The sequence below is a fragment of the Saccharothrix sp. NRRL B-16348 genome (assembly GCF_001280085.1).
GTDB lineage: Bacteria > Actinomycetota > Actinomycetes > Mycobacteriales > Pseudonocardiaceae > Actinosynnema.
Genome location: NZ_LGED01000205.1, coordinates 1 through 22026, shown reverse-complemented (window position 1 = coordinate 22026; position 22026 = coordinate 1). Strand labels below are relative to the sequence as shown.

Genomic DNA, 22026 nt, shown 5'->3' with positions numbered 1-22026 from the left:
CCTGCCGAAGCAGGTCCATTGTGGACAGATGGTTTACTGGTGCGAACACCGCCGCCGGTTCCACTTGATCAACGCCGATCAGTTGGAGGAGACCTCCGTGTCCGTCACCAGCTTCGCCCGCGGCCTGCTTCCCGCGCTGGCCGTCACGGCCGCCCTCGGCGCCGTGCTCGCACCCGCCGCGACCGCGGCCCCGACCACCGACCTCACCATCACCGTGTACGAGCCGCTCGGGCCGGTCGCCCGCCAGTACCGCCTCACCTGCGACCCCGACGGCGGCACCCACCCGTGGGCCAAGGCGGCGTGCGAGGCGATCCGCAAGACGCCGGGCGCCATCAAGCCGCCGCCGCCGACCGCGAACTGCTACGACCAGGTCTTCGGACCGCAGCACGCCAAGGTGCGCGGCCAGTTGTTCGGCGTCGACGTCGCGGCCGAGTTCAACCGCCGGGACTCGTGCCAGGAGGACCGCTGGCAGGCGTGGCTGCCGGTCTGGGGCTGACCGCCGACCGAGGGTCCCGGACCGGTGGTCGACCGGTCCGGGACACCGGCGGGCCCTACTTCCGGGTGATCTTGTAGGCGCGGATCACCGTGTGCTCGAACGTGTTGCCGTCGCTGTCGGCGCCGGACGCGCGCAGTGACACGTGCCCGGACGCGTCGGGGTGCCGCACCAGGGCCGCGCCGCCCGCGACCGGCACCCGCCGCCAGGTCTTGCCGTCGTCGAACGACACGTCGACCCGGACCTGGCCCACCTCGCCGTTGTCCGCGCCGTCCTGCTGCTCCACGGCGAGCGGCACGCTCAGCAGCCGTCCGGCGGGCGCGCTGCCCGCCGCGTCGAGCTCCGGGTTGAACCGCACCACCGACAGCGGCAGCCGGCGGCCGTGCCCGTCGGGCAGGGTCGCCATCCGGAACGTCCACGCGCCGCTGACCCGCGTGCTCAGCTCGTGCGCCGTCGGGTCGCGGACGATGTCGTGCTCCACCCGGTAGCGGCCCTCGCCCTCGGGCACGGTGAACTCGCCCCACTGGTCGCGGATCTGGCCGACGAGCCGCCCGTCCCGGTACACGGAGGTGCGCGCCGACTCGTGGCTGCCCCGGCCGAGGTTGCCGTCGCGGTCGTTGATCAGCGGGACCTGCGCCGTGACGCGGTCCTCGTGCACGCCGAGGTAGGTGGCCGAATAGCCGGACAGGCCGGGGCCGAGCACCGGGTGCACGAACCGTTCCGTGTGCCGCTCGCCGAGTCGGTAGGTGCGGTTGAACGAGGAGTAGTCGACCTCGGTCCGGTACTGGGGCGACAGCCGCTGGAAACCCCAGCTCCAGGTGAGCCGGTCGGGCGTGACCAGGTCGACCACCGCGCCGCCCGAGGGCACGGGCAGGCCCACCGACCAGCCGCCCGAGCCGTCCGGCGGGCTGGCGTTGCCGCTGTGCAGGTACTGGCGGTCGGCCGGGCCGGGCGCGAACGTGGTCCGCACCTCGGCCAGCTCGGCCGCCGTGGGCGCGCGGGTGTACCCGGTGGGCACCGCGCCCTGCTCCATCCAGCGGAACCGGTAGTGCGTCGGCGTGCCGTCGACCGGCGGGCTCTGGAACTGGGCGCCGATCGAGACGGTCAGCTCCTGGTCGGTCAGGGTCGGGCCGACGTGCCCGAGCGCCATGTCGCCGAAGCCGCCGATGAACGCCGTGTTGAGCACGACGCGCCTGCCGTTGAGGAGCCGGGACACGTTGATGTCGCCGATCATCGGCGCCGCGGCGGGATCGGGCGCGGTGACCCGCACCGGTTTCGCCACGCGGGCGTCGAAGGTGTAGCGGGTGTGGTCGGCGTCGACGGTCAGGACCGGCCGGGCGAGCACCCAGGTCTTGGGCCACGCGCGGATCACCGCCCGCGCCATGTACTGGCCCTTCGGCACGCGCGCGGTGGCGGTGCCGTCCGGGCCGTACAGGTTCTCGTAGGTGTCGTTGTCCATCCCGACGAGCGCGGTCGAGTTGTCCAGGGCCGGGTTGCCGTCGGCGTCGATGTTCTCGATCGCGATGTCGTAGCTCTCGACCTCGCGGGCGAGGCTGACCGGGACGCGCGTCGGCCCCCCGACCACGGCGCCGGAGTAGACGCCGTCGACTGCGCCGACCCTGGTGTCCGCGGTGACGGCGACGGCGGTCGTGCCGCCGGCGGGCACGGTGACCTTCGCCGGCGTCACGGTGAGCAGGCCCGCGGGCGCGGCGGCGCCGTTCGGGCCGCGCAGCTCGACGGCGAGGTCGAACGTGACGGGCTCCGGGCCGTCGTTGCGGTAGGTGACGGTCTTGGTGACCGGCGTGTCGTCGTGGTGCGGCCACAGCTGCTCTTCGAACGTGACGCTCACCGGCGTGGCGCCTACGTTCGCCGTGATCGCGCGCGACAGGTCGACCCGGCCCGTGCCCTGCTCGAACACGGTCAGCGCCGGGTTCGGCTTCGCGGAGGCCATGAGGACGGCCTTGAGCTGCGCGCCGGTCCAGTCGGGGTGCCGCTGGGCGAGCAGCGCCGCCGCTCCCGCGACGTGCGGTGTCGCCATCGAGGTGCCGGACAGGGACGCGTGCCGCCTGCCGACGGGCGTGCCGAGGGTGCCCTCGGCGGCCTTGGCGGCGACGATGTTCAAGCCGGGCGCGGTGATGTCGGGTTTCACCGCGTCGTCGCCGTTGCGCGGGCCGCGGCTGGAGAAGTGGGCGAGGTCGTCGTCGTGCCGGACCGCGCCCACGGTGAGCGCGGCGTCGGCGCTGCCCGGCGAGTCGATCGACCGGGACCGCCCGCCGTTGCCCGCGGCGACGACGAACAGGGTGCCGGTCTTCTCGGTCAGCTGGTTGATCGCCTCCTCCAGCGGGTCGACGCCGGGCGAGTCGTAGCCGCCGAGGCTGAGGTTGACGACGTCCGCGCCCTCGTCGACGGCCCACTGCACGCCGGCCAGGATCGCGGACTGGGGGCAGCCGTTGGCGCCGCAGACCTTGCCGTCGAGGATGCGGGCGTCGGGCGCGACACCCCGGTACGTCCGGCCGCCGCTCGCGATGGTGGCGGCGACGTGCGTGCCGTGCCCGGTGAGGTCGGTGGTGTCGGGGTCGTCGGTGAAGTTGCGCTCGGCCACCTCCTTGCCCGTGAGGTCGGGGTGGTCTCCGTCGACGCCGCCGTCGAGCACGGCCACCCGGACGCCCTTGCCGGTCAGGCCCGCCTGCCACGCGGCGGGCGCGCCGATCTGGGTGGTGGAGCGGTCGAGGGAGGGGCGCAGCACGCCGTCGAGCCACACCCTGGTCACGCCGGGGTCGGCGAGCAGTTGCCGGAACGTGGCGCCGACGTCGGCCTTGGGCGCGTGCGTGGCCACGGCGCCGGGCAGCGCGCGGGCGGCGCGCAGGCCGGTGGTGGGCGTGCCGGTGACGATGAGCGGCACGTGGTCGCTGCGGGCGTCGTCGTAGCCGGCTTCGATGAGGCCCGTGACGTCGAACAGCCGCGGGTCGAGCTTGCCCGCGGCGATGCCCTTGAGCGCGTCCTCGGGGACGACGTTCAGCCGACCGTCCCGGTGGGTCGTGTGGAAGGTGACGTGGTCGCGGCCGGGGCCGGGGCGGAAGGACCCGACCGCCTCGCCGGACACCACGACCCGGTCACCGGTGACGAGCGTGACGGTGCGCGGCTGCACGCCGGCGGCCGGTGCGTCACCAACGCTCACCGCCGCGCCGCTCACCGCCACGGCCTCGGTAGCGCTCACCGCCGGTGCCTCACCGCCGCTCACCGCCGCGGGTTCCGCGCCGGCCACGCCCGTGGCCGGCGCGGAGAGCAGCCCTGCCGCCACTAGGAGCGCTCCCAGGGCTTTCCCGCGCTTTCGTGGTCTGAACACACATACCTCCCGGTTTCGGCGCGCGCGATGGATCGCGCGGTCCGGGGGCGTCGCAGACCCGCGGTGGCGGTGGACCGGAAGTGACGAAGCCCCCAACGGCCTCGACGCTAGCCATCCCGTCCCGGTGCGGTCAGCGTCTGTTGGCAGGGTGTTCGGCCACCCGAATGCACCATCGGCGGCTCGTGCGGGTCACCAGGAGAGGTCGCCGGACTCCACCCGCGTGGTGAACGCGCCCGCGTCCGCGGCCACCGGCACGGGGTCCGGCGTGACGCCCAGCAGCGACACCGGGGCGGGGTCGCGGGTCAGGTCGAACGCGAGCCGCCCGCGTGAGCCGTCGTCGCCGACGGTCGCGGCACCGGCGTGCTCGGTGGCCTTCAGCGTCTCCGCCGGCGTGTAGAGGGTGACGACCGCGTCGCCCAGCCGGCCGCTGCGGAACCACGACTCGCCCTGGAGGTAGCGCCGCCACGCCGCCGGCAGCGGACGTCCCAGCCGGTCCTCGGCCTGAGCGAACTCGTCGTCCGCGACCGGGCCGCGGTACTCGGCCTCGCACACGATCGCGCCGACGATGTTGGCGTTGAACTCCTCCAGGTCCTCGGCGGGCACCCAGTGCTCCAGCACGTCACGACCGCCGGCCTGCTGCACGGGGTACCGGTCGAGGAAGTCCCGCCGCACGCTGAACCGCGTGACGAAGCCGACGCCCCCGGCGGGCACGTTCCACTCGCGCGCGATTTTCGTCGCGTACCAGCGGTTCGCCACCGGGTAGAAGATCGGCTGGTCGGGCAGCCGCGGCGGCCACGCCCGCCACCGCGACGCCGCGACGAGGTCCAGCTCGGCGCGTCCGGTCGGGCGCCACAAGTCCACCGTGTCCATGGCGGAGAGGGTAGGTCGATCTCCCCGCGACACCACCGGAATTAGTCGCGGACGGTGAGCGCGGCCGACACGCCGTACCACGACGGGTGATCGAATGCGGCCTCCTGATCCGCCCGTCGGTGCCAGAATCATCGGATCGCCGGCGGTGTGGAGAACACGGGAAGCGGTCGAGTGCGCATCAAGGGTCGTGAGCGTCGACGTGCAGCGGTGCTCGGTGTCGTGGGAGTCGCGTTCGTCGGCCTGGCGATCGCCGTGGTCAGCGGTGACCTCGCCGCGAGCGACATGGTGGCGAGCGTGGTCAGTGCGTTCACCGGGCTCGCCGCGCTGGCCGCGGCCGTGCTGGCGCTGAACCGGTCGCCGCGGTCCTCGCTCGGGGCGGCCGAACTGGCGCAGGACCTTGCCGAGACGCTGCGCGGCGAGTGGCTGGACGAAGCGCGGGCCCGAGGGCTGCGCGACGCCAAGGTGCTCCCGCTGTCCTGGTCGACCGGGCGCACGGACGGTCGGTTCGACGACGCCGCCGCCGGGTTGGCCGACGAGTACCGGAGCATCGCCAGCGGGCGGCTGGTGGTGCTGGGCGAGCCGGGCTCGGGGAAGTCGGTGCTGGCCGTCCTGCTCACGCTCGGCCTGCTCGCGGACCGGGAACCCGACGAGCCGGTGCCGGTGTTGTTGGCGGCGTCGTCGTGGGATCCGGTGCGTGACCCGTTCGACGAGTGGATCGTGCACTCAGTGGCCACGGGGTACTACAACGGCCGGGACGACGTGGTCCGCACGCTGCTCGCCAACGGCCTGGTGCTGCCGGTGGTCGACGGGCTGGACGAGGTGCCCGAGGACGCCAGGCGCCACGCGGTGCGACGGATCAACGCCGCGGTCGGCGTAGACCGGCCGGTGGTGCTGACGTGCCGCTCGGTGGAGTACGACGACCTGATCGACGCCGGCGCGCCCGCCCTGAGGAAGGCCCCGGTCCAGCGGGTGCGCCCGGTCGCCGTCGAAGACGTGGTCGGCTACCTCAGCGCGGTCGGCGACTGGCCCGCCGGCACGTCGTGGTCGGCGGTCTACGAAGCCCTGCGACGCGCGCCGGACGGCCCGGTGGCCGCCGCGCTGTCGACGCCGTTGATGGTGTCGCTGGCGCACACGACCTACCAGCGCGGCGGCGGTGACCCCGGCGAACTCCTCGACGTCGCCCGGTTCCCGTCCCGGTTGGCGGTCGAGGACCACCTGGTGGACCGCGCGATCGACACCGCGTACGCCCCCGACCCGGCGGGGACCGCGCCGGACCGCTGGGACGCCGTGACCGCGCGGCGGTGGTTGGTGTTCCTGGCCCGGTACCTGCACGACCGGCGCGAGCGCGGCCTGGTCTGGTGGCGGTTGGCCGACCACGTGGTGTCGCCGTGGGTCGCGCCGATGCTGGGCATCGTCCTCGGGCTGGTCGCGTTCGGGATCGTGTTCGGTTTCGTGGCGTTGGCTGTCCCCTCCGTGCAGCGCCCGGCGGACACGTTCGAGCAAGGCGCGCTGCTGGGCGTGATCGTCGCGACCCTGGTCACCGTCCTCTGGCACGGCACGGCGGGGCGTGCTCCCGGACGCATGGCGCTGGTCCGGCGTGGTTCGGCCGCCCGGCTCCGGCGGGGGTTCCGGGTCGGCGCGGGGTTCGTGGCCGTGCCCGGCCTGCCCTTGGTGCTGGGACTCGGTGTCTTCACCGTGATCGACGACCCCGGTTTCTCGGACATCACCGAATTCGTGACGCAGACCGCGTTCTTGGTCGGCTTGGTCGTCGTGGTCGGCGCCGCGGTCGCGGTCCACCACTGGCTCGACGCCCTCCCGGAACGGCCCTTGCGCGCGGACCCGATCGCGTTCCTCCGGCAGGACCGGCTGGCCTCGGTCGTGAGCGCGCTCGCCGCCGGCGCGGTCGCCGGGCTCTTGAGCCTGCCGGCCTTGCCGGTCACCGCGTTCACAGGCGAGGTGCTCGGTCGGGGTTTGGCGGGATGGCTCGGCGAATCCGGGGACGGCGATTTCTCCGGTGCGGGGGAGTGGAATGCCACAGAGGCCAAGACCGTGTCCCTGCTGGTGCTGCTCGTGGTGGCCGTGCTCGTGTTCATCGCCAGGGCTTGGCCGCGGTTCGTCGTCGCGAGCACGGTGCTCGCGGTCCGAGGCAAGTTGCCGTGGCGGCTGCTCGACTTCCTCTCCGACGCCAGGAGCCGGGGCCTGCTGCGGCAGTCCGGTGGCGCGTACCAGTTCCGCCACGTCCGCATCCAGGACCGCCTGGCGACACCGGTGGAGACGTCAGCGCCGCCGGCGCGCGGACGGCGGCGGCGCGCGGTGCCGGTCGGGCTCGCAGTCGCACTCGGTGCGACCGCGGTGGTCACGCTGACCACGGCCACCCACCTGCGCTGCAGGCCGGTCCTGCACTTGGGCGCCGACTTCGACCGGGTTCGCGTGTACGACGACGGAGTCGCGTCCTGCATCGGCCTGCTGGCCCCGTCCGACCTGGACCGGCTCGCCGCCTCGGAGAAGGCGATCGCCCGATTGCGCGAGGGCAACGAACTGGCGGAGGGCGTGCCCGGCGCCACGACGATCGCCCTCGTCCTGCCGTTGGGCGTGGGGACGTCGCTGACGCCGGCCGCCAGGTCGGTCGCCGAAGGGGTCGCGCTCGCGCAGCGGGAACGCGCCCGGCTCGGTTCACCCACCGTGGTCCGACTCGTGAACAGCGGTACCGACGACCGTCACCTCGGCACGGCCCTCGACCGGATCAGGGCGATCAACCAGCGCCCCGGACGCCACTTCCGTGCGACGGTCACGACGTTCGCCGACCGCAGCGAACTCGTTCTCGACGGGTTCCCGTTGGGGCTGCGGGGCGAATCCGTTCCCGACCGTCGCCTCGACGGGGTCCCGTCGGCGCTGCGGGGCGAATCCGTCCTCTTCTTCCCCCAGGACGGAGCGTTCGCCGAGATCGCCTTGCGCCAGTCGACCATGCACGAGCACATCCGCAACGTCCTGGACATGGAGTGGCTCGACGAGCTCCCCTCGCCGAACGAACAGCCGTCGGCGCTGCTCTACTACCGGAGGTTGGACCCTGACGGGCCGCTCTACGACAAGGATCTGTGTTGCCTCAGGTCCACGGTGCTCGTCACCCTGGACGAGGCGGTTCCCAACGAACTCCGGACGACCCGCGACGCGCGTGACTTCCTCGGCCTGACGCTGTACTACCCGACCCACACGCCCTCCGCCGCCCGCGACTACGCCGACGTGGTGCCCCGAGCCGGCTCCGACGGGTCCGACAAGTCCGACGCGTTGTCGGGGGCCGCCTACCGCACGGCCCTCAACGCGGCCGGGACGAGCGACTACACGATCCACCGGCTCACCGCCACACCCGACGGGTGGTTGGACGAGGTCGACCGGCGGTGACCCGCGCGCTCCGGCCGCAGCGAGGTTCAGCCCACCTCCACGCCCACCGGCATCCCGGTGACGGGCCGTCCGGTGGCGAACGCGATCGCCGCCGCCGCGGGCGGGTAGGCCAGTTCGCCCAGGCCGCCGATGGGCGCGTCCGACGGCACGAGCACCACGTCGATGTCCGGCGCTTGGTCGATGCGCGCCCACGCGTAGTCCCGGAACGACGACTGCACGACCCGCCCGTCCCGCACGGTGATCTGCGCGCCCGACACCGTGGACAGCGCGTCCATCACGCCGCCCTCGACCTGCGCGCGCACCCCGGACGGGTGCAGCACGGTGCCGACGTCCACGGCCGCGGTGACGCGCCGGACCCGGCCGTCGGAGGCGTCGGCGACCACCGCGATCACCGAGCCGTAGTCGTCGTGGCACGCCACACCGCGGGTGGAGCCCGCCCGGACGGCTCCCGCTCGTGCCGCCGCCGCAACCCGACCTGGTCGAGCCCGGCGCGGTGCCGTCCCGCAGCGTCACGTCCACCTGATCCGGCACCGCGTACGGGAAGTGGTCGCCGCTCGCCTTGACGATGGCGGGGTTGTCGAAGAACGGGAAGACGGTCAACGGCCAGGTGGCGACCCCGTGCGCCCGCCACGTGGGCACGCCCGACGCGTCAACCACGGCGGCAGCCGGTGCACCGACATCGGCCGGTACGAGAGTGCCGCAGGTCGTCGTCCCCGCGTCCACAGGACGCTCCCACCGCGGCCTCCTCCACGTTCGGCCTGCCTCATCGTGGTGGCATGCGGACCAGGCGGAAATCGTGCGTTCAGGGCCTCCGGCCGTGGAACGTGCGGCGCAGGTCGCCCACCCAGGCGTCGGGGTTCTCCCAGGGGATGAAGTGGCCGCCCCGGTCGTGGGCGTTGACGTTGACGTGGTTGAACAAGCCGGCCAGCGGACCGTTCTCGAACGCCCGGACGCGCTCCTCGGCGGTGTGGACGCCAGGCGGGTTCTCGTAGGTGACGAAGGTGAGGCCCACCGGGGCCCGCACGACCGGGGTGCGGTCGTGGGCCGGGGTCCACGGGTAGCGGTTGGCGTTGGCGTAGTAGCGCATCGACGTGGCGATGGAGTTGTTCACCCAGTAGATCGTGGCGTGGGTGAGCAGGTCGTCCTTGGTGAAGACGGACTCGACGTCGCCGCCGTTGTCGCTCCAGGCGCGCCAGCGCTCCAGCAGCCACGCGAGCAGTCCGGCGGGCGAGTCGCTCAGCCCGTGGGCCAGGGTGGCGCCGTCGAGCACGTGCACGGCGAGGTGGGACGCGAAGCGGCGGTCCAGCTCGACGACGCGGGCGCGGACGTCGGCGGGCTGGTCGTCGGTGAGGGGCCGGTTCCGGGCGAAGTCCCAGGCGCGGGGCCCGGCGAAGAAGTCCAGCGGCAGCCCGGAGCCGATGTGGATGCCGTACAGCTCGTCGGCGTACTTGTGGCCCAGCTGGCTGGAGACGATCCCGCCGATGTCGCAGCCGCCGGCGGCGTACTTCCGGTAGCCCAGGGTCTCGGTCATCAAGATGTGCCAGAGGTCGGCGACCTTCCAGAAGTTGACGTCCGGGAAGCCGGTGAGCGGGCCGGGGAAGCCGAAGCCGGGCAGGGACGGCACGATGACGTCGAACGCGTCGGCGGGGTCGCCGCCGGACGCGGCCGGGTCGGCGAGCGGGTCGATCACCTTCGACCAGTGCCAGAACGTCCACGGCCAGCCGTGGGTGAGGATCAGCGGGATCGGGCGGGGGCCGCGGCCGGGCTTGCGCATGAAGTGCACCGGGACACCGGCGACGTCCACCCGGTAGTGCTCGTAGGCGTTGATGGCGGCTTCGGCCGCGCGCCAGTCGTAGCCGTCCCGCCAGTGGGCGACCAGCTCGCTGAGGTAGCTCGCCGGGACGCCGTAGGACCAGTCCTCGTTGCCCTCGTCCAGCGGCGGCCGGGTCGAGGCGAGACGGGCGCGCAGGTCGTCGAGGACCTCGTCGGGCACGTGGATCGGGGTCGGCTCCAAGGGGAAGGGGTGCGTCACGGCGATGTTCCTCAGGGGTAAGGGTCGGCGGTGTCGTCGGTCCGGAACGTTTCCACATCCGCCCCGGGACGGTGGCGCACAGGTGATCACCGGTCCGTCCGACGGCGCTATGAAACGTTTCACTTCTGTGCGACAGTCGTAGTCCGCCGCCGCGACCCGACAACCGATCACCGAGGTCTTCAATGAGGAAGGCACCACTCGCCGTGGCCGCCGTGCTGACCGCGTCCCTGGTCCAACCCGGCGTCGCGCACGCCGCGCCGGGCGTCACCCTGTTGTCCGACACGCTGCTCGACCAGTCGGCGCTGTACTTCGTGTCGTACGACGGCCTGGTCAACAACAACGCGTTCCAAGACGCCCTGGTCACGTACAACGGCCACCAGTACGCGGCCTGGTACACGTCCAGCCGCAACGCCGTGATCGCGCGGCGGCCGCTGGGCGGGAGCTGGGAGAAGGCGGTGCTGCCGCACCAGCTGAGCGCCAACGACTCGCACAACGTGATCTCGCTGGGCATCTCGCCCCAGGACGGCACCCTGCACGTCGCGATGGACACCCACGACACCCGGCTGCACTACTCGAAGTCCGTCGCGGGCCTCGCGTCGCAGCCCGGGTCGCACCGCTGGTCGCCGTCGGTGTTCGGGACCGTGCAGCGGACCCTCGGCGGGGTGGAGCTGGGCAACATGACGTACCCGCAGTTCGTCGTCACGCCCGAGGGCGCGTTGCAGTTCAGCTTCCGCACCGGCCGGTCGGGCAACGGCGTGAACGAGCTGGCCGAGTACACCGGCGGCGCGTGGCGGAGGCTGGGCGGCTGGTCGTCCGCCACCGGCGACTACCGGGGGCCGAACGGCGTCGTGTCCACGACCCGCAACATGTACCTGCACGGCCTGACCTACGACCGGCGCGGTCGGCTGCACGCCGCGTTCACGTGGCGCGAGGGCAACTCGGGCGTGCTCTGCAACCCCGGCGGCCTGACCAACCACGACACCGGCTACGTCTACAGCGACGACCGCGGTCGGACGTGGCGCAACGCGGCGGGCGCCGTCGTCGGCGCCACGGGCGGCACGAGGGTGTCGGTCGGCTCGCCCGGCCTGGTCGCGGATCCGTTGGACCCGAACCACGGCCTGATGAACCAGGAGGGCCAGGGCGCGGACTCGGCGGGCACGCCCCACGTGGTGATCAGCTACGTGCCGGGCCGGTTCACGCAGTGCGTCTCGAACTACGCGCAGCAGCGCACCCAGTACGGCCGCACGTTCCACGTCGTGCGCAACGCGAACGGCACGTGGACCAAGCGCGAGGTGCCCGTGCCGCCGGGCAGCACCCAGCGGACGAAGCTCGTCTTCGACCGCGCCGACAACGCCTACCTGGTGATGCCGCGCGGCCGGATCGTGTCGGCGAGCAAGGCCAGTGGGTGGACCGACTGGACCCTCGTCTTCGATCGGGCGTCGATGAACGCGTTCGGCGAGGTCAACGTCGACACGTCCAGGCTGGCCGCCGACGGCGTGCTGTCGGTCCAGTACCAGCAGCGCTCCAGCGGCACCACGCCGTCACCGATCCGGGTGGCGGACTTCCGCCTGGGCTGACCGTCCCGGGGACGCCTCGGTGAGTCGCCCCCGCGGGATCACCTCGCGGGGGCGACTCGGACCGCGTTCGGGCTCGGTCCGACGACGGTCGATCACGGTGCCGGGTCAGTCGGGCAGGGGCACGTCCACGTGTCGCACGGTGAAGTCGCCCCGGACGGTCTCGGCGAACGGCGCGGGCGCGAGGCACGGGCGCAGCTCCCGGCCGTCGACCAGGCCCCAGGAGAAGCCCATGCGGTCCCGGTTGCCGTCCAAGACGCTGAAGCCGAGCCGTGCGCCGTGGGGCAGGTGGCCGTGCGACGTCGACGTGACGATCGCGGTCAGGGTCGCGACCGGGCCGCCGGTGAGCAGGCAGTCCACCTCCGCTTCGGCGTGGTACGCCGTGCCTTCGACCACGTGGGAGAAGCGGACGGTGCCGCGCGCGTCGGTCGGCAGGCCGGAGGGCGCCTCCGGGATCGGTCGGGTGAACGGCGCCGCGTGGACGTCGAAGTGGAACCGGATGTCGTCGTCCGGCACGGGGTGGTACCGGATCTGTGCCGAGCCGGTGACGCTCGCCGACCTCGTCGGCTTCGCGCCGCCGGCGTCGGGACTCGCGGCGGCCCCCGGCACGGCCGAGATGCCCGTGAGGAGCGTGGCGGTGGCCGCGAGGGTGATCAGTGCGTTCATGACGCACACCTTCGCGTTGTGCCGCTGAGGGCGCGCTGAGGAGCTGAAAGATCGCTCAGGAAGCGCCGACAGGCCGTCCGCGGCCGCCAGGGCGTTCGCCGGAGCCGTCCGCGTCGCACCATGACGGGGAGCCGGTCGCCGTGCGCGGGCGCGTCCCGTGACCCGGGAGTACCAGGCCCGGGTCACGGGACCGCCGCGAGTCGTCACGGCGCGACGTCGACCTGCTACGAGCGTCGGGCGCCTCGGTGCGTCGACAGGACGCGTCCGTCGGGACCGCGACCAGCTCAGTAGCCGACGTAGCCGGTGCCGGCGTTGATGCCGACGAGGCCGGGGTGCCGGGCGAAGCCGCCGTAGCGCGAGTAGGTGTAGCGGACACCCGCGATGATGTTGTCGACCGGCGCGTAGATGTCGTCGTAACCGGCCAGCTTGTACGTCTGGAACGTCGGGTCGATGCACTGCATCAGGCCCTTGGAGGGTGTGCCGCGGGCGGCGTTGGAGTCCCAGGTGTTGACGGCGTTGGGGTTGCCGTTGGACTCCTTGATGATGATCGTGTAGATCTCGTCGACGCTGCTCTCGTCGATCGCGGTGCCGTTGGCGGCCAGGACGCCGATCGCCTCGCGGATCCAGCCTTCGATCTGCCGCTGCTTCGGCGGCTTGCGGGCCTCGGCGGCCTCGCGCGCTTCCTGCGCCGCCTTCTCCTCGGCCGCCTTGCGGGCCGCGTAACCGTCCTGCGTGATGCCGCTGGCCTGGTTGAACGTGTGCAGCGCGGCCAGTTGCTCCTGGCGGATGATCCGGGCGGTCTCCGAGCCGAGGTCCACGGCGTGCACCGTGTCGACCTTGCCGGTGCGGACCGTGTCGTCCGGCACGCCGCCGAGGTCCGCGCCACCGGCCACCGGGCTGAACGTCCCGGTCATCGCGTGGGCCGCGGCCCCGGCGCCGGAGACGATGCCGACGGCCACCGCGACACCGGCGATGCGTCGCGGGAGGACCCGCTCGGCCTCGGCCCGGTGCGCGCCCTTGTAACCGGGCGGCGGCGGGGGTACCTGGAACGTGGTCTGCCCACGTTTGTTCTTGTGACGGACGTGCCGAGCCAAGGGTGCAGCCTCCTGCGGTCGGGGAACTCCGTCACCGAGGCCTGGCGGGGGATCCAGGTGGACGTGGGCCGTATCGGGGGATGTCGGGCCCGTGTCCCTTCGGTGATGGAACCGTGATCTGCGGCCGAGAACGTAACCGTTCGTGTTTTGCGGAGGCAAGGCGTGGACGTTAATGGGTGACGCTCATCACGTTTGTGTCACGCAACCACCGGCAACTGTTGCAGAGAGTGTTGCTAACCCTCGAAAGGGTCACGGTCGTGGATATGGGCCCGCCCTGAACGGCGTAAACGCGGGGCGCACCGTCACGTCGGCGCCGCTGAGCGGGTCGCGGGTCAGCTGCCGCGCGGGCCCCAGCGCGGCCGCGGCGGCGTTCATCGCGGCCACGTCGGCGCCCGGCCACCGCCCGGTCCCGATCCGCTCGAACAACGTCCGGAACGCGACGATCTCCTCCGCCGCGCTGAACCGGCAGTGCCCGGCCCGGTCGACCGCGTACTGGCGCAGCCGCTCCGGCTGCCGCACCCGCGCCGCGTACGCCGACCCGTTCGACCGGGGCGTCAGCCCGTCGCCCGCGTTGTGCACGGTCAGCACCGGCCACGGCGTCAGCCCGACGGGCAGGCTCGTCCGGGCCAGGTACGCCACCGCGCGCCGATCGGCCGCGACCCTGGGCGCGGCGGCCAGCCGGTCCAGGTCCGCCGCCAGGTCCAGCCCGGCCGCCGCGTAGGCCGCCGACACGAGCGCGCGCTCGTCGGACCGCGCCAGCACCTGCCGGTAGTCGACGCCGACGTTCCAGCTCGGGTTGCCGCCGGCCCACTCCTCCATGTCCGCCCGCGCGGACCCCGCCGCGCCCGACTTGACGTACCGCAGCCAGACGGCGGCCCACTCGACCTGCTCGTCGACGGACGTCGGGCGCGGCCGGGTCGGGTCGAACCACCCCGGCACGTCCGCTAGCGCCGCGGCCAGCGCCAGCCGCGGCCGGGCCGCCGGATCACCCGTGGCCGCCGCGATCGCCTCGACCAGCCGGGCCTCGTTCGCCTCCGGGTCCGCCGCCTTCACCAGGTCGACGTCCACGCCCAGCAGCACCGACAGCGCGAACACCACGTCCAGCCCGGAGTTCCAGTACGCCGTGCCGCCCGCCGTCGCGCCGCACAGCGACAGCACGCCGTCGAACCGTCCTGGGTGGCGTTCCGCCAGCACCAGGGACGTCGCGCCGCCGATCGACTCGCCTGCCGACACCGTCCGCCGCGGCCTGCCGACCTCGCGGCCGAACCAGTCCAGCAACCGGAGCTGGTCGCGCAACCCGTCCTCGGCCGACCAGCCCGCCGGCGTCCGGAAGAGGGACGCGCCCAGCGCGTACCCGCGCGACAACAGGTAGGCCTCGGTCTCCGGCCGGTCGGTCAACGCGATCTCGGCCGGCGGCGACCCGTACGCGCCGTGGCTCCACAGCACCAGCGTCCCGTTCCACCGGTCCGGCACCATCACCCGGTACCGCGCGCCGTCGATCTCGCCGTCGTACCGGCGGACACCGCTCGCCGCCGCGGGCGCGACGACCAAACCCATGAGCACGACCACGAGGAGGACCGCGAACCTGCGCATGACGACCTTCCTACCGAAGCCGCGGTCCGTGCGGGCCGAATCCGCACGTTTCCGGACGATTTCGGACAACGGTCGGGCCGGGCAACGGGAAAGGCCGTATCCGCAAGAGTGCGGCGACGTGCGCGACCATCGCGGAACCGCCCGAACCGGACGGTCCGGACGGCTACAGTCGGAAGTCCTGCGTCACACCGGTGAAGGTGGGGCGAGGCTGGTCCGCGCGAGGAGTCCGGTGGCCGAACACGGTGCGGGGGAAGGCTTTTCGTCGGTCGACGTCGTGGACGAGCTGGTGAAGCTCCTGCAGGAGCTCACCGAACGACCGAGGTTCGGCGAGCTGCCCGGCCGCCGGGCGGGCGCGCGGGCGAGCGGCGACCGGGGCATCCCGTTGGTCTGCCTGGTCCGCGGCACACCGGCCGACGGCCTGCTCGGCGCGCTTCGGGCGCACCTGCGCGGCGCGCACCCCGGCCGCGTGCCGCACGCCTACCACCGCTTCCCCGAACCGGCGCCCGACGGCGGCACGACCGAGACCGGCACGTTGGACGCCGTCGGCGCGGTGCTGGTGCGCATCGCCCGCGAACTGGCGCACGGCGCCAACGACCGCTACGGGCGGCACGAGTTCCGCCGCTTCGAACTCGTCTACTGGCTGATGAACCAGCGCACGGACGGCACCGACCCCGAGTCGACCGCGACCCTGCTGACCCGGCTGCGGGAACGGGACCTCGGCCGGCGCAGCGGCGACGACCTGAAGGACGTGCTGGACGACGCCGCCGAGACCGCGCCGTGGTGGGTGCGGCTGGTGGTGCGGCTCGTGCCGTCCTTCCTCTTCCGGGCGAAGCTGCGCGGGCTCGTGCCGGGCAGCGAGTACCGGTGGCTGCTGCGCCAGCCCTACCTCGCGCCGCACGACCCGGGCACGTTCATCGGCTTCGCCGAGCGGCTGACGTCCGCGCTCGTGCCCGGTCAGAGCGCCGAGCCGCGCGAGGACACCGGCCAGCTGGCCAAGCTCCTGGTCAACGCCTTCCTGGAGGACGTGCGCAGCGCGTACCGCCGGTCGTGGTGGCGGATCAGGTCGGCCCGCCGCACGGTGTACCCGGTCGTGCTGCTGGACGGCATCCGCCGCGACAACGGCGGCTACGCCCTGCTGAAGATCATCAACGACGTGCGCAACGACACCGGCGCGTTCGACCCGCTGGTGATCATCAGCGGCAGCGCTAAGGTGCCGCCGGACGCGGAGACCACCGCCGAACGCGCACCGGCGCCCGTGAGCCAGGCGAGCCACGCCTACGAGACGTGGGCGCGGAAGCTGGCCACCGACAGCCGCGCCCGCCGCCCCACCGCGTGGTTCCTGCCGTTGCAGGTGCCCGACGTGAGCGTCGAGCGCGGCGAGGTGCCGCCGACGGCCACCCTGTCCGTGCGGCAGGCCCCCGTCTGGTCGCGCACGTCGGTGCTCGCGATCGTGACCGTTCTGCTGCTCGCGTCGGTGGCCGCGGTCGGCTACCGGCACGTGGTCGACGTCGTCACCGCGGACGCGAGATGGAGCTACGAGCACTGCGGGCTGGAGCGCGACAACCCCGACGCGCACACCCTCCGGCGGATCGGCGACGACTGCGTCGGCGTCACCACCGGGCACGTGCCGCTGTTCGGCGAGGCGGACCCCGCCGACTTCCAGCGCTTCAACCGCATCCAGGAGCTGATCGTCCGCCAGAACGAGGAGGTGCTGGCGGCTCACGCGCGCGACGCCGGCCGCCCCTACGCGACCGTCGTGTACGTGTCGGCGATGAGCGCGGCCCGTGACGCGCTGGCGAGCAACACCGCGCGGCTGCTCGGCCTCGCGGCCCGGCAGGCCCGGCTGCTCGACCGCACCGACTCCGACGACCCCCTGATCCGGATCCTGCTGAGCAACGCGGGGTCGGCCATGCAGCACGGTGAGGTGGTCGCCGAGCAGCTCCAGTCGATGTCGGCGAAGGACAAGAGCATCATCGGCGTGCTCGGCATGGCGTTGAGCAGCACGCCGACCAGGAACACCATCACCGAGCTGGGCGAGGTCGGCCTGCCGGTGGTGGCCGCGACGCTGTCGGACGACGCGATGCCCACCGCGTCCCGGATGTACTTCCAGGTCTCGCCGACCAACGACCGGCAGGCGCAGGTCGCGGCGCGGCACGTGCGGGCGGCGTACCCCGGCAAGCGGGGCGTCGTGATCGTGCACTCCAGCGACGAAGCGGACTCCTACGCGGCGAACCTGCGCCTCGACGTGGCCGGGCGGTTCGCCGAGCAGGGCCTGCGGGTGCGCGAGGAGCCGTACCAGCCGGTGTCGGTCGGGCAGGGCTCCGACGCCAGGCGGCTCGGCCAGTCCCTGTGCGACGTCGGCGACGACGAGGTGGTGTTCTTCGCCGGGCGGCCCGCCGACTTCGGCAAGCTGGTGGACGGCGTGAGCGCCGGGTGCAAGAGCGACCCTCCCACCCTGCTCGCCGGTGACGACATCGCCCGCTACGCCGCCGACGACAAGCTGCGCGGCCGGCACCCGGAGATCCCGTTCGAGTACGTGTCGTTCGCGGTCGGCGCCGAGGGCTGCGCGGCGGCGACGGAGATGTACCAGACGCTGCGCGAACTCGTGCCGGAGGAGTGCGAGGGGAACGCGGACCCGTCGCTGGACGGCCACGCCGCGCTCACCTACGACACCCTGTACCTGTACGTGCACGCCATGATCCAGCTCGGGAACATCCCGGTCTCGCCCGGCCACATCTGGAAGGAGATGAGCGACGTCGGGGGCGCGCGGGCGTTGTCCGGCGAGAGCGGCGTGATCGACTTCGGTGACGGCCAGGTGCCGATCGACAAGTTCCTGGCCGTGCTCCGGGTGGCGGACGGCAAGGCGCCCACCGTGCTGGCCTCGTGCGGCGGCTACCCGAACCGCCAGGACGTCGACCTCCGCCGCGCGCCCTGGTGCCCCACCACGCCGCGCTGAGGCGGCCCGTCAAGAACCCGTCGCCCACCGGACGTCACCTGCCTCGCCCTGCGAAGCTCACCCGGGCGACCGGCCGTCCGCGAACTCCTGGCGCTTTCGTCGACACCGGCTCCACCCTGGTCCGCACGTCGACGCGGATCTCCTGACGCCTCAGCCGGACGACGCCGCGCGGTCAGCGACCGCGGGTGAGCCAGTCGCCCCGGTGCGGCGCTTCCGCGCCGATGGTGGTGTCCTCGCCGTGCCCGGTGTGCACGACCGTGCGGGCGGGCAGGGTCAGCAGCCGCCGCGTGATCGAGTCCACGAGCACGTCGAAGTCGGAGTATGACCGCCCGGTGGCGCCCGGACCGCCGTGGAACAGCGTGTCTCCGGTGAAGACCACACCGAGAGCGGGCACGTGGAAGCAGCACGCGCCGGGGGCGTGGCCGGGTGTGTGCAGCACGTGCAGCGCGATGTCCGCCACCTCCACCACCTGGCCGTCGGCGAGGTCGCCGGCCGGCTCCACGTCCGGGTGGGTCAGGTCCCACAGCGCGCGGTCGGCGGGGTGCAGCAGCACGGGCGCGCCGGTCGCGCGGGCGAGGTCCGGCGCCACGCGCACGTGGTCGTCGTGGGCGTGCGTGGCGAGGATCGCCTTCACCTCGCGGCCGCCGACGACCCGCAGGATCGCGTTCACGTGGTGCGGCGCGTCGATCACCACGCACTCGGTGTCGTCCCCGATGACCCAGACGTTGTTGTCCACGGCGAACGTCTGCCCGTCCAGGCTGAACGTGCCCCGCGTGACGGCGTGGTCGACGCGTGCCATCAGCAGACCACCGCCGAGCGCCGCACGTCGCCGCGGACCACCACGCCACGAACCGTCCGAGTCACGAAAAACCTTCCTCGTTCCCACACAGGGTGCACGCGCACCAGGAGAGAGTCCCACGCGCGCAAGGTGTTCGCCGACGGTGCGGGGGCCCGCCGTCGACTAGCCTGCCGTGTCGACGAAGGCGGGTGGGGCGGTGGCCGGTCGCAGGCAGCGCGCGGTGGACGCGGCGATCGAGGTGATCGCCGCCGACGGGCTGCGCGGGTTGACGCACCGGGCGGTGGACGTGCGGGCCGGGTTGCCGCCGGGCAGCACCAGCAGCGTCTTCCGCACCCGGACGGCGTTGCTCGGCGGTGTGCTCGACCGGTTGGTGGAGCTGGACGAGGCCGTGCTGCGGGACGTGCCGGTCACCGGGTGGGGTTCGGCGGCGGAGATCGCCGAGCTGCTCACCGGCCTGCTCACCTACTGGCTCGGACCGGCCAGGTCCCGGACGGTGGCGCGGCTGGAGCTGTACCTGGACGCCACCCGGCGCGCGGAGCTGACGCCGGAGCTGCGCACGGCGAACCGGCGGTTCCGGGACCGGACGGCGGAGGGGATGCGCGCGGCGGGTCTGCCCGATCCGGACGAGTCGGCGCGGATCCTGCTGGCGCAGCTGGACGGCCTGCTCTACGACGCGCTCGCGCGGCCGTTCGCGGGTGGCGCCGAGCCGGAGCGGCTGCGGCGCGCGGTCGACGTGATGCTGCGCGGGCAACTCGGGTAGCCTCCGGTTCGCTACACCTGTAGCGGAACGGGGGGCGGTCATGGACGCGGTGAGGTATCGGCCGGGCGAGCTCCTGCTGGCGGCGCACCGGCGGCGTGGTCCGGTGCTGCGGTTCGGTCCGTACACCTACCTGCTCGGGCCGGAGGCGAACCGGTTCGTGCTGGGCAACTCGGACCTGTTCCGCTGGCGTGAGGCGTTCCAGTCCCTGGTGCCGGTCGACGGCCCCACCTCGCTGATCGTCAGCGACGGCGAGGACCACGCCCGCCGGCGGCGGCTGGTGCAGCCCGCGCTGCACCACCGGCGGATCGACCAGTACCTGTCGATCATGGTCGAGCACGCCGACGCGACCCTCGCCACGTGGCGGCCCGGCCAGGTCGTGGACGTCTACCGGCAGTTCCGGTCGGTGATCCGGCGCGGCACGATCCACGCGCTGTTCGGCCGCAGGCTCGCCGGCGACGAGGCGTTCTTCGGCGAGCAGCTGCAGGTGCTGCTCGACCTGGTCGATCGGCTGCCCGCCTCGGTGACGTGGGCGCGACGGCTACGGACACCGGGCTGGCGGCGGGCGATGGCGGCCCGGGGCCGGGTGGACGAGCGCGTGCACGCCGAGATCGACCGGGTGCGGTCGGGTGTGCTGGACGAGGACGACCACGTGCTGGCGACGTTGGTCCGCGGCCGTGACGACGATGGCGCGGGGCTGAGCGACGAGGAGGTCCGCGACCAGGTGGTCAGCCTGATCGCCGCCGGCTACGAGACGACCAGCGCGGCCATGGCATGGGCCGTGCACCTCATGTTGTGCACGCCGGGTTCCTGGGAGCGTGCGCGCGCCGAGGTGGTGGAGGTGGTCGGGGACCGGGCTCCGGTCAAGGAGGACCTGCGGCGGCTGACCTACCTCAACGGGGTCGTGCACGAGGCCTTGCGGCTGTGCCCGCCCGCCGTGGTGGTGCCGCGGTGGGCGGTCGAGGACTTCACGTTCGACGGTCGGCGGATCCGCGCCGGCACCACCGTGCTCTACAGCCCGTACGTGACGCACCGGCTGCCCGAGGTGTGGCCGGAGCCGTTGCGGTTCCGGCCCGAGCGCTGGGACCCGGCGCGAGCCGACCACCGCAAGCCCGGCCCGCACGAGTTCCTGCCGTTCGGCGGCGGTCCGCACCGGTGCGTCGGGTCGGTGCTGGCGACCACGGAGCTGACGGTGATGCTCGCCCGCCTGGTCGTCCGCACGTCGTTGCGGTCGGCGCCGGGACGACCACGGCCGACCAGCCTGGCCGCCATGCGCCCGCGCGACGGCCTGCCCGCGCTGGTCAGCGCTCCACGGCCAGCCGGACACCCAGCCCGATGAACACCCCGCCGGTCGCCACGTCGATCCGGCGGCGGACGGCGTGCCTGCGGCGCAGCCAACCGCCGATGCGGCCGGCCAGCACGCCGACCGCGCCGTCCACCAGGAACTCCAGCGCGATCAGGATGGCGCCGAGCACGGCGAACTGGAGCCACACCCGGCCGAGGTCCGGGTTGATGAACTGCGGCAGGAACGCGATCGTGAAGGTGACCATCTTCGGGTTGAGCAGGTTGGTCGCCATCCCGGTGAGGTAGGCCCGGCGGCCGGACATGCCGCCCGTCACCGGCTCGCCGACCACGGTGCTCCCGCGGTGGCGGATGGCCTGCACGCCCAGGTAAACGAGGTAGGCCGCGCCGATCGTGCGGACCACCGTGAACGCCACCGGCACCGCGGCGAACAGCGCCGCCAGGCCCGCGGCGGCCACGATGACGTGGACGGCCTCGCTCGTCGCCACGCCCGCGGTGGCCAGCAGGCCGGCGCGCGGGCCGCCGCGCATACCGCAGCCGAGGACGAACAGCATGTCGGGGCCGGGAGTGACCATCGCGACGACGGTCGTCAGCGTGAACAGGACGAGCAGGTGCTGGTCGATCGGCATGCCGGGATGCAATCACCCGTCCGGTGGGCCGCGCCCGTGAATTCCCAAGCACCGGGACCGTGGGTCCGGAGTGGACGTTCCCGGAATTGTCGGACCCCTTTGGCACCATCACGGTGTCGAGGAGGGGAGTGGCGGTGGCGGTGCACGTGGCGAGCAGGCGGCGGGGGTCCGCGTGGTTGGCGAGGACGCATCCCGGCGCGTCGGTGGTGGACGTGACGTCGAAGGGGCCCGAGCCGTGGGTGCGGCTGAGCCCGTTCTACCCGCACGGCGGCATACCGGTGCCGTTCACGCCGGACGTGACGGCGCAGTCGGTGGAGGGCGTCTGGCAGGCGTTGAAGGTCTTCGAGGGCGCGGACGTCGACGCGGCGAAGCTCGCCGTGCGGACCATGTCCGGGTTGAAGCGCACGGTGCGGCGATTAGTACTCCAGCCGCAGTTCGTGATCATGTTCTGGTAGCTTGTCGATCTTGTGTTGGTCGATGAGGATGTCCAGGCGTGGATGACCGGCTTGGACGAGT

General features: G+C 73.1%; 16 protein-coding genes. 7 read left to right on the top strand and 9 right to left on the bottom strand.

What is annotated here, in order from left to right; all coding sequences use genetic code 11:
• The first annotated feature begins 97 nt into the window (after nucleotides 1–97).
• Nucleotides 98–496 carry an SSI family serine proteinase inhibitor gene (locus ADK67_RS23815; RefSeq protein ID WP_197289590.1) on the top strand — a complete coding sequence of 133 codons (399 nt, stop codon included), beginning with the start codon at nucleotides 98–100 and terminating at the stop codon, nucleotides 494–496.
• Between the two features lie 55 nt (nucleotides 497–551).
• Here ADK67_RS23815 and ADK67_RS23810 read toward each other — a convergent pair whose 3' ends face one another.
• Together ADK67_RS23810 and ADK67_RS53815 are read right to left on the bottom strand one after the other, a co-directional pair.
• Nucleotides 552–3839 (bottom strand): S8 family serine peptidase, encoded by a 3288-nt coding sequence (locus ADK67_RS23810; RefSeq protein ID WP_082403717.1) that lies wholly within the window; start codon nucleotides 3837–3839, stop codon nucleotides 552–554.
• A gap of 189 nt (nucleotides 3840–4028) precedes the next feature.
• Nucleotides 4029–4709: a hypothetical protein gene (locus ADK67_RS53815; protein ID WP_231648336.1), complete on the bottom strand. Its 681-nt coding sequence runs from the start codon at nucleotides 4707–4709 to the stop codon at nucleotides 4029–4031.
• Nucleotides 4710–4916: 207 nt separating this feature from the next.
• Between ADK67_RS53815 and ADK67_RS23800 the strand changes: the two genes are divergently transcribed.
• On the top strand, nucleotides 4917–8108 hold the full coding sequence (locus ADK67_RS23800; RefSeq protein WP_053718708.1) for a hypothetical protein: 3192 nt from the start codon (nucleotides 4917–4919) through the stop codon (nucleotides 8106–8108).
• Nucleotides 8109–8134: 26 nt separating this feature from the next.
• Here the strand turns inward: ADK67_RS23800 and ADK67_RS23795 are convergent, their stop codons facing one another.
• Together ADK67_RS23795 and ADK67_RS23790 are read right to left on the bottom strand one after the other, a co-directional pair.
• Entirely contained in the window at nucleotides 8135–8527 is a 393-nt protein-coding gene (locus ADK67_RS23795; RefSeq protein WP_053718707.1) for a molybdopterin cofactor-binding domain-containing protein, read from the bottom strand.
• A 383-nt stretch (nucleotides 8528–8910) separates the two neighbouring features.
• On the bottom strand, nucleotides 8911–10140 hold the full coding sequence (locus ADK67_RS23790) for an epoxide hydrolase family protein (protein ID WP_231648335.1): 1230 nt from the start codon (nucleotides 10138–10140) through the stop codon (nucleotides 8911–8913).
• A 182-nt stretch (nucleotides 10141–10322) separates the two neighbouring features.
• Here ADK67_RS23790 and ADK67_RS23785 point away from each other — a divergent pair, with 182 nt between their 5' ends.
• Nucleotides 10323–11717: a BNR repeat-containing protein gene (locus tag ADK67_RS23785; RefSeq protein ID WP_053718706.1), complete on the top strand. Its 1395-nt coding sequence runs from the start codon at nucleotides 10323–10325 to the stop codon at nucleotides 11715–11717.
• A gap of 105 nt (nucleotides 11718–11822) precedes the next feature.
• Here ADK67_RS23785 and ADK67_RS23780 read toward each other — a convergent pair whose 3' ends face one another.
• The 3 genes from ADK67_RS23780 to ADK67_RS23770 form a co-directional block, all read right to left on the bottom strand.
• Nucleotides 11823–12380: a hypothetical protein gene (locus tag ADK67_RS23780; RefSeq protein ID WP_053718705.1), complete on the bottom strand. Its 558-nt coding sequence runs from the start codon at nucleotides 12378–12380 to the stop codon at nucleotides 11823–11825.
• A 284-nt stretch (nucleotides 12381–12664) separates the two neighbouring features.
• Entirely contained in the window at nucleotides 12665–13474 is an 810-nt protein-coding gene (locus ADK67_RS23775; RefSeq protein ID WP_053718704.1) for a transglycosylase SLT domain-containing protein, read from the bottom strand.
• A 249-nt stretch (nucleotides 13475–13723) separates the two neighbouring features.
• Nucleotides 13724–15067, bottom strand: coding sequence for an alpha/beta hydrolase-fold protein (locus tag ADK67_RS23770; protein WP_053718703.1), 1344 nt, complete (start codon nucleotides 15065–15067; stop codon nucleotides 13724–13726).
• 229 nt (nucleotides 15068–15296) lie between these two features.
• Between ADK67_RS23770 and ADK67_RS23765 the strand changes: the two genes are divergently transcribed.
• Nucleotides 15297–18023 carry an ABC transporter substrate-binding protein gene (locus ADK67_RS23765; RefSeq protein WP_053718702.1) on the top strand — a complete coding sequence of 909 codons (2727 nt, stop codon included), beginning with the start codon at nucleotides 15297–15299 and terminating at the stop codon, nucleotides 18021–18023.
• Nucleotides 18024–18195: 172 nt separating this feature from the next.
• On the opposite strand, the gene ADK67_RS23760 is transcribed toward ADK67_RS23765, so the two are convergent.
• Entirely contained in the window at nucleotides 18196–18825 is a 630-nt protein-coding gene (locus tag ADK67_RS23760; protein ID WP_053718747.1) for an MBL fold metallo-hydrolase, read from the bottom strand.
• 169 nt (nucleotides 18826–18994) lie between these two features.
• Here ADK67_RS23760 and ADK67_RS23755 point away from each other — a divergent pair, with 169 nt between their 5' ends.
• A complete protein-coding gene (locus ADK67_RS23755) occupies nucleotides 18995–19582 on the top strand; it encodes a TetR/AcrR family transcriptional regulator (RefSeq protein WP_231648334.1) in 588 nt (195 codons plus the stop codon).
• A gap of 40 nt (nucleotides 19583–19622) precedes the next feature.
• Nucleotides 19623–20918 carry a cytochrome P450 gene (locus tag ADK67_RS23750; RefSeq protein WP_053718701.1) on the top strand — a complete coding sequence of 432 codons (1296 nt, stop codon included), beginning with the start codon at nucleotides 19623–19625 and terminating at the stop codon, nucleotides 20916–20918.
• Here the strand turns inward: ADK67_RS23750 and ADK67_RS23745 are convergent.
• Nucleotides 20881–21510 carry a LysE family translocator gene (locus ADK67_RS23745; protein ID WP_053718700.1) on the bottom strand — a complete coding sequence of 210 codons (630 nt, stop codon included), beginning with the start codon at nucleotides 21508–21510 and terminating at the stop codon, nucleotides 20881–20883. The genes ADK67_RS23750 and ADK67_RS23745 overlap by 38 nt on opposite strands.
• 134 nt (nucleotides 21511–21644) lie before the next feature.
• On the opposite strand from ADK67_RS23745, the gene ADK67_RS23740 reads away from it, so the two are divergent.
• Nucleotides 21645–21965 carry a DUF6939 family protein gene (locus tag ADK67_RS23740; RefSeq protein ID WP_197289589.1) on the top strand — a complete coding sequence of 107 codons (321 nt, stop codon included), beginning with the start codon at nucleotides 21645–21647 and terminating at the stop codon, nucleotides 21963–21965.
• Nucleotides 21966–22026: the final 61 nt, after the last annotated feature.

Excerpts from the sequence above, each read along its gene's own strand:
- ADK67_RS23750 (WP_053718701.1), top strand. The coding sequence starts at position 19,623 with ATGGACGCGGTGAGGTATCGGCCGGGCGAGCTCCTGCTGGCGGCGCAC.
- ADK67_RS23785 (WP_053718706.1), top strand. The coding sequence starts at position 10,323 with ATGAGGAAGGCACCACTCGCCGTGGCCGCCGTGCTGACCGCGTCCCTG.
- ADK67_RS23745 (WP_053718700.1), bottom strand. The coding sequence starts at position 21,510 with ATGCCGATCGACCAGCACCTGCTCGTCCTGTTCACGCTGACGACCGTC.
- ADK67_RS53815 (WP_231648336.1), bottom strand. The coding sequence starts at position 4,709 with ATGGACACGGTGGACTTGTGGCGCCCGACCGGACGCGCCGAGCTGGAC.
- ADK67_RS23780 (WP_053718705.1), bottom strand. The coding sequence starts at position 12,380 with ATGAACGCACTGATCACCCTCGCGGCCACCGCCACGCTCCTCACGGGC.
- ADK67_RS23770 (WP_053718703.1), bottom strand. The coding sequence starts at position 15,067 with ATGCGCAGGTTCGCGGTCCTCCTCGTGGTCGTGCTCATGGGTTTGGTC.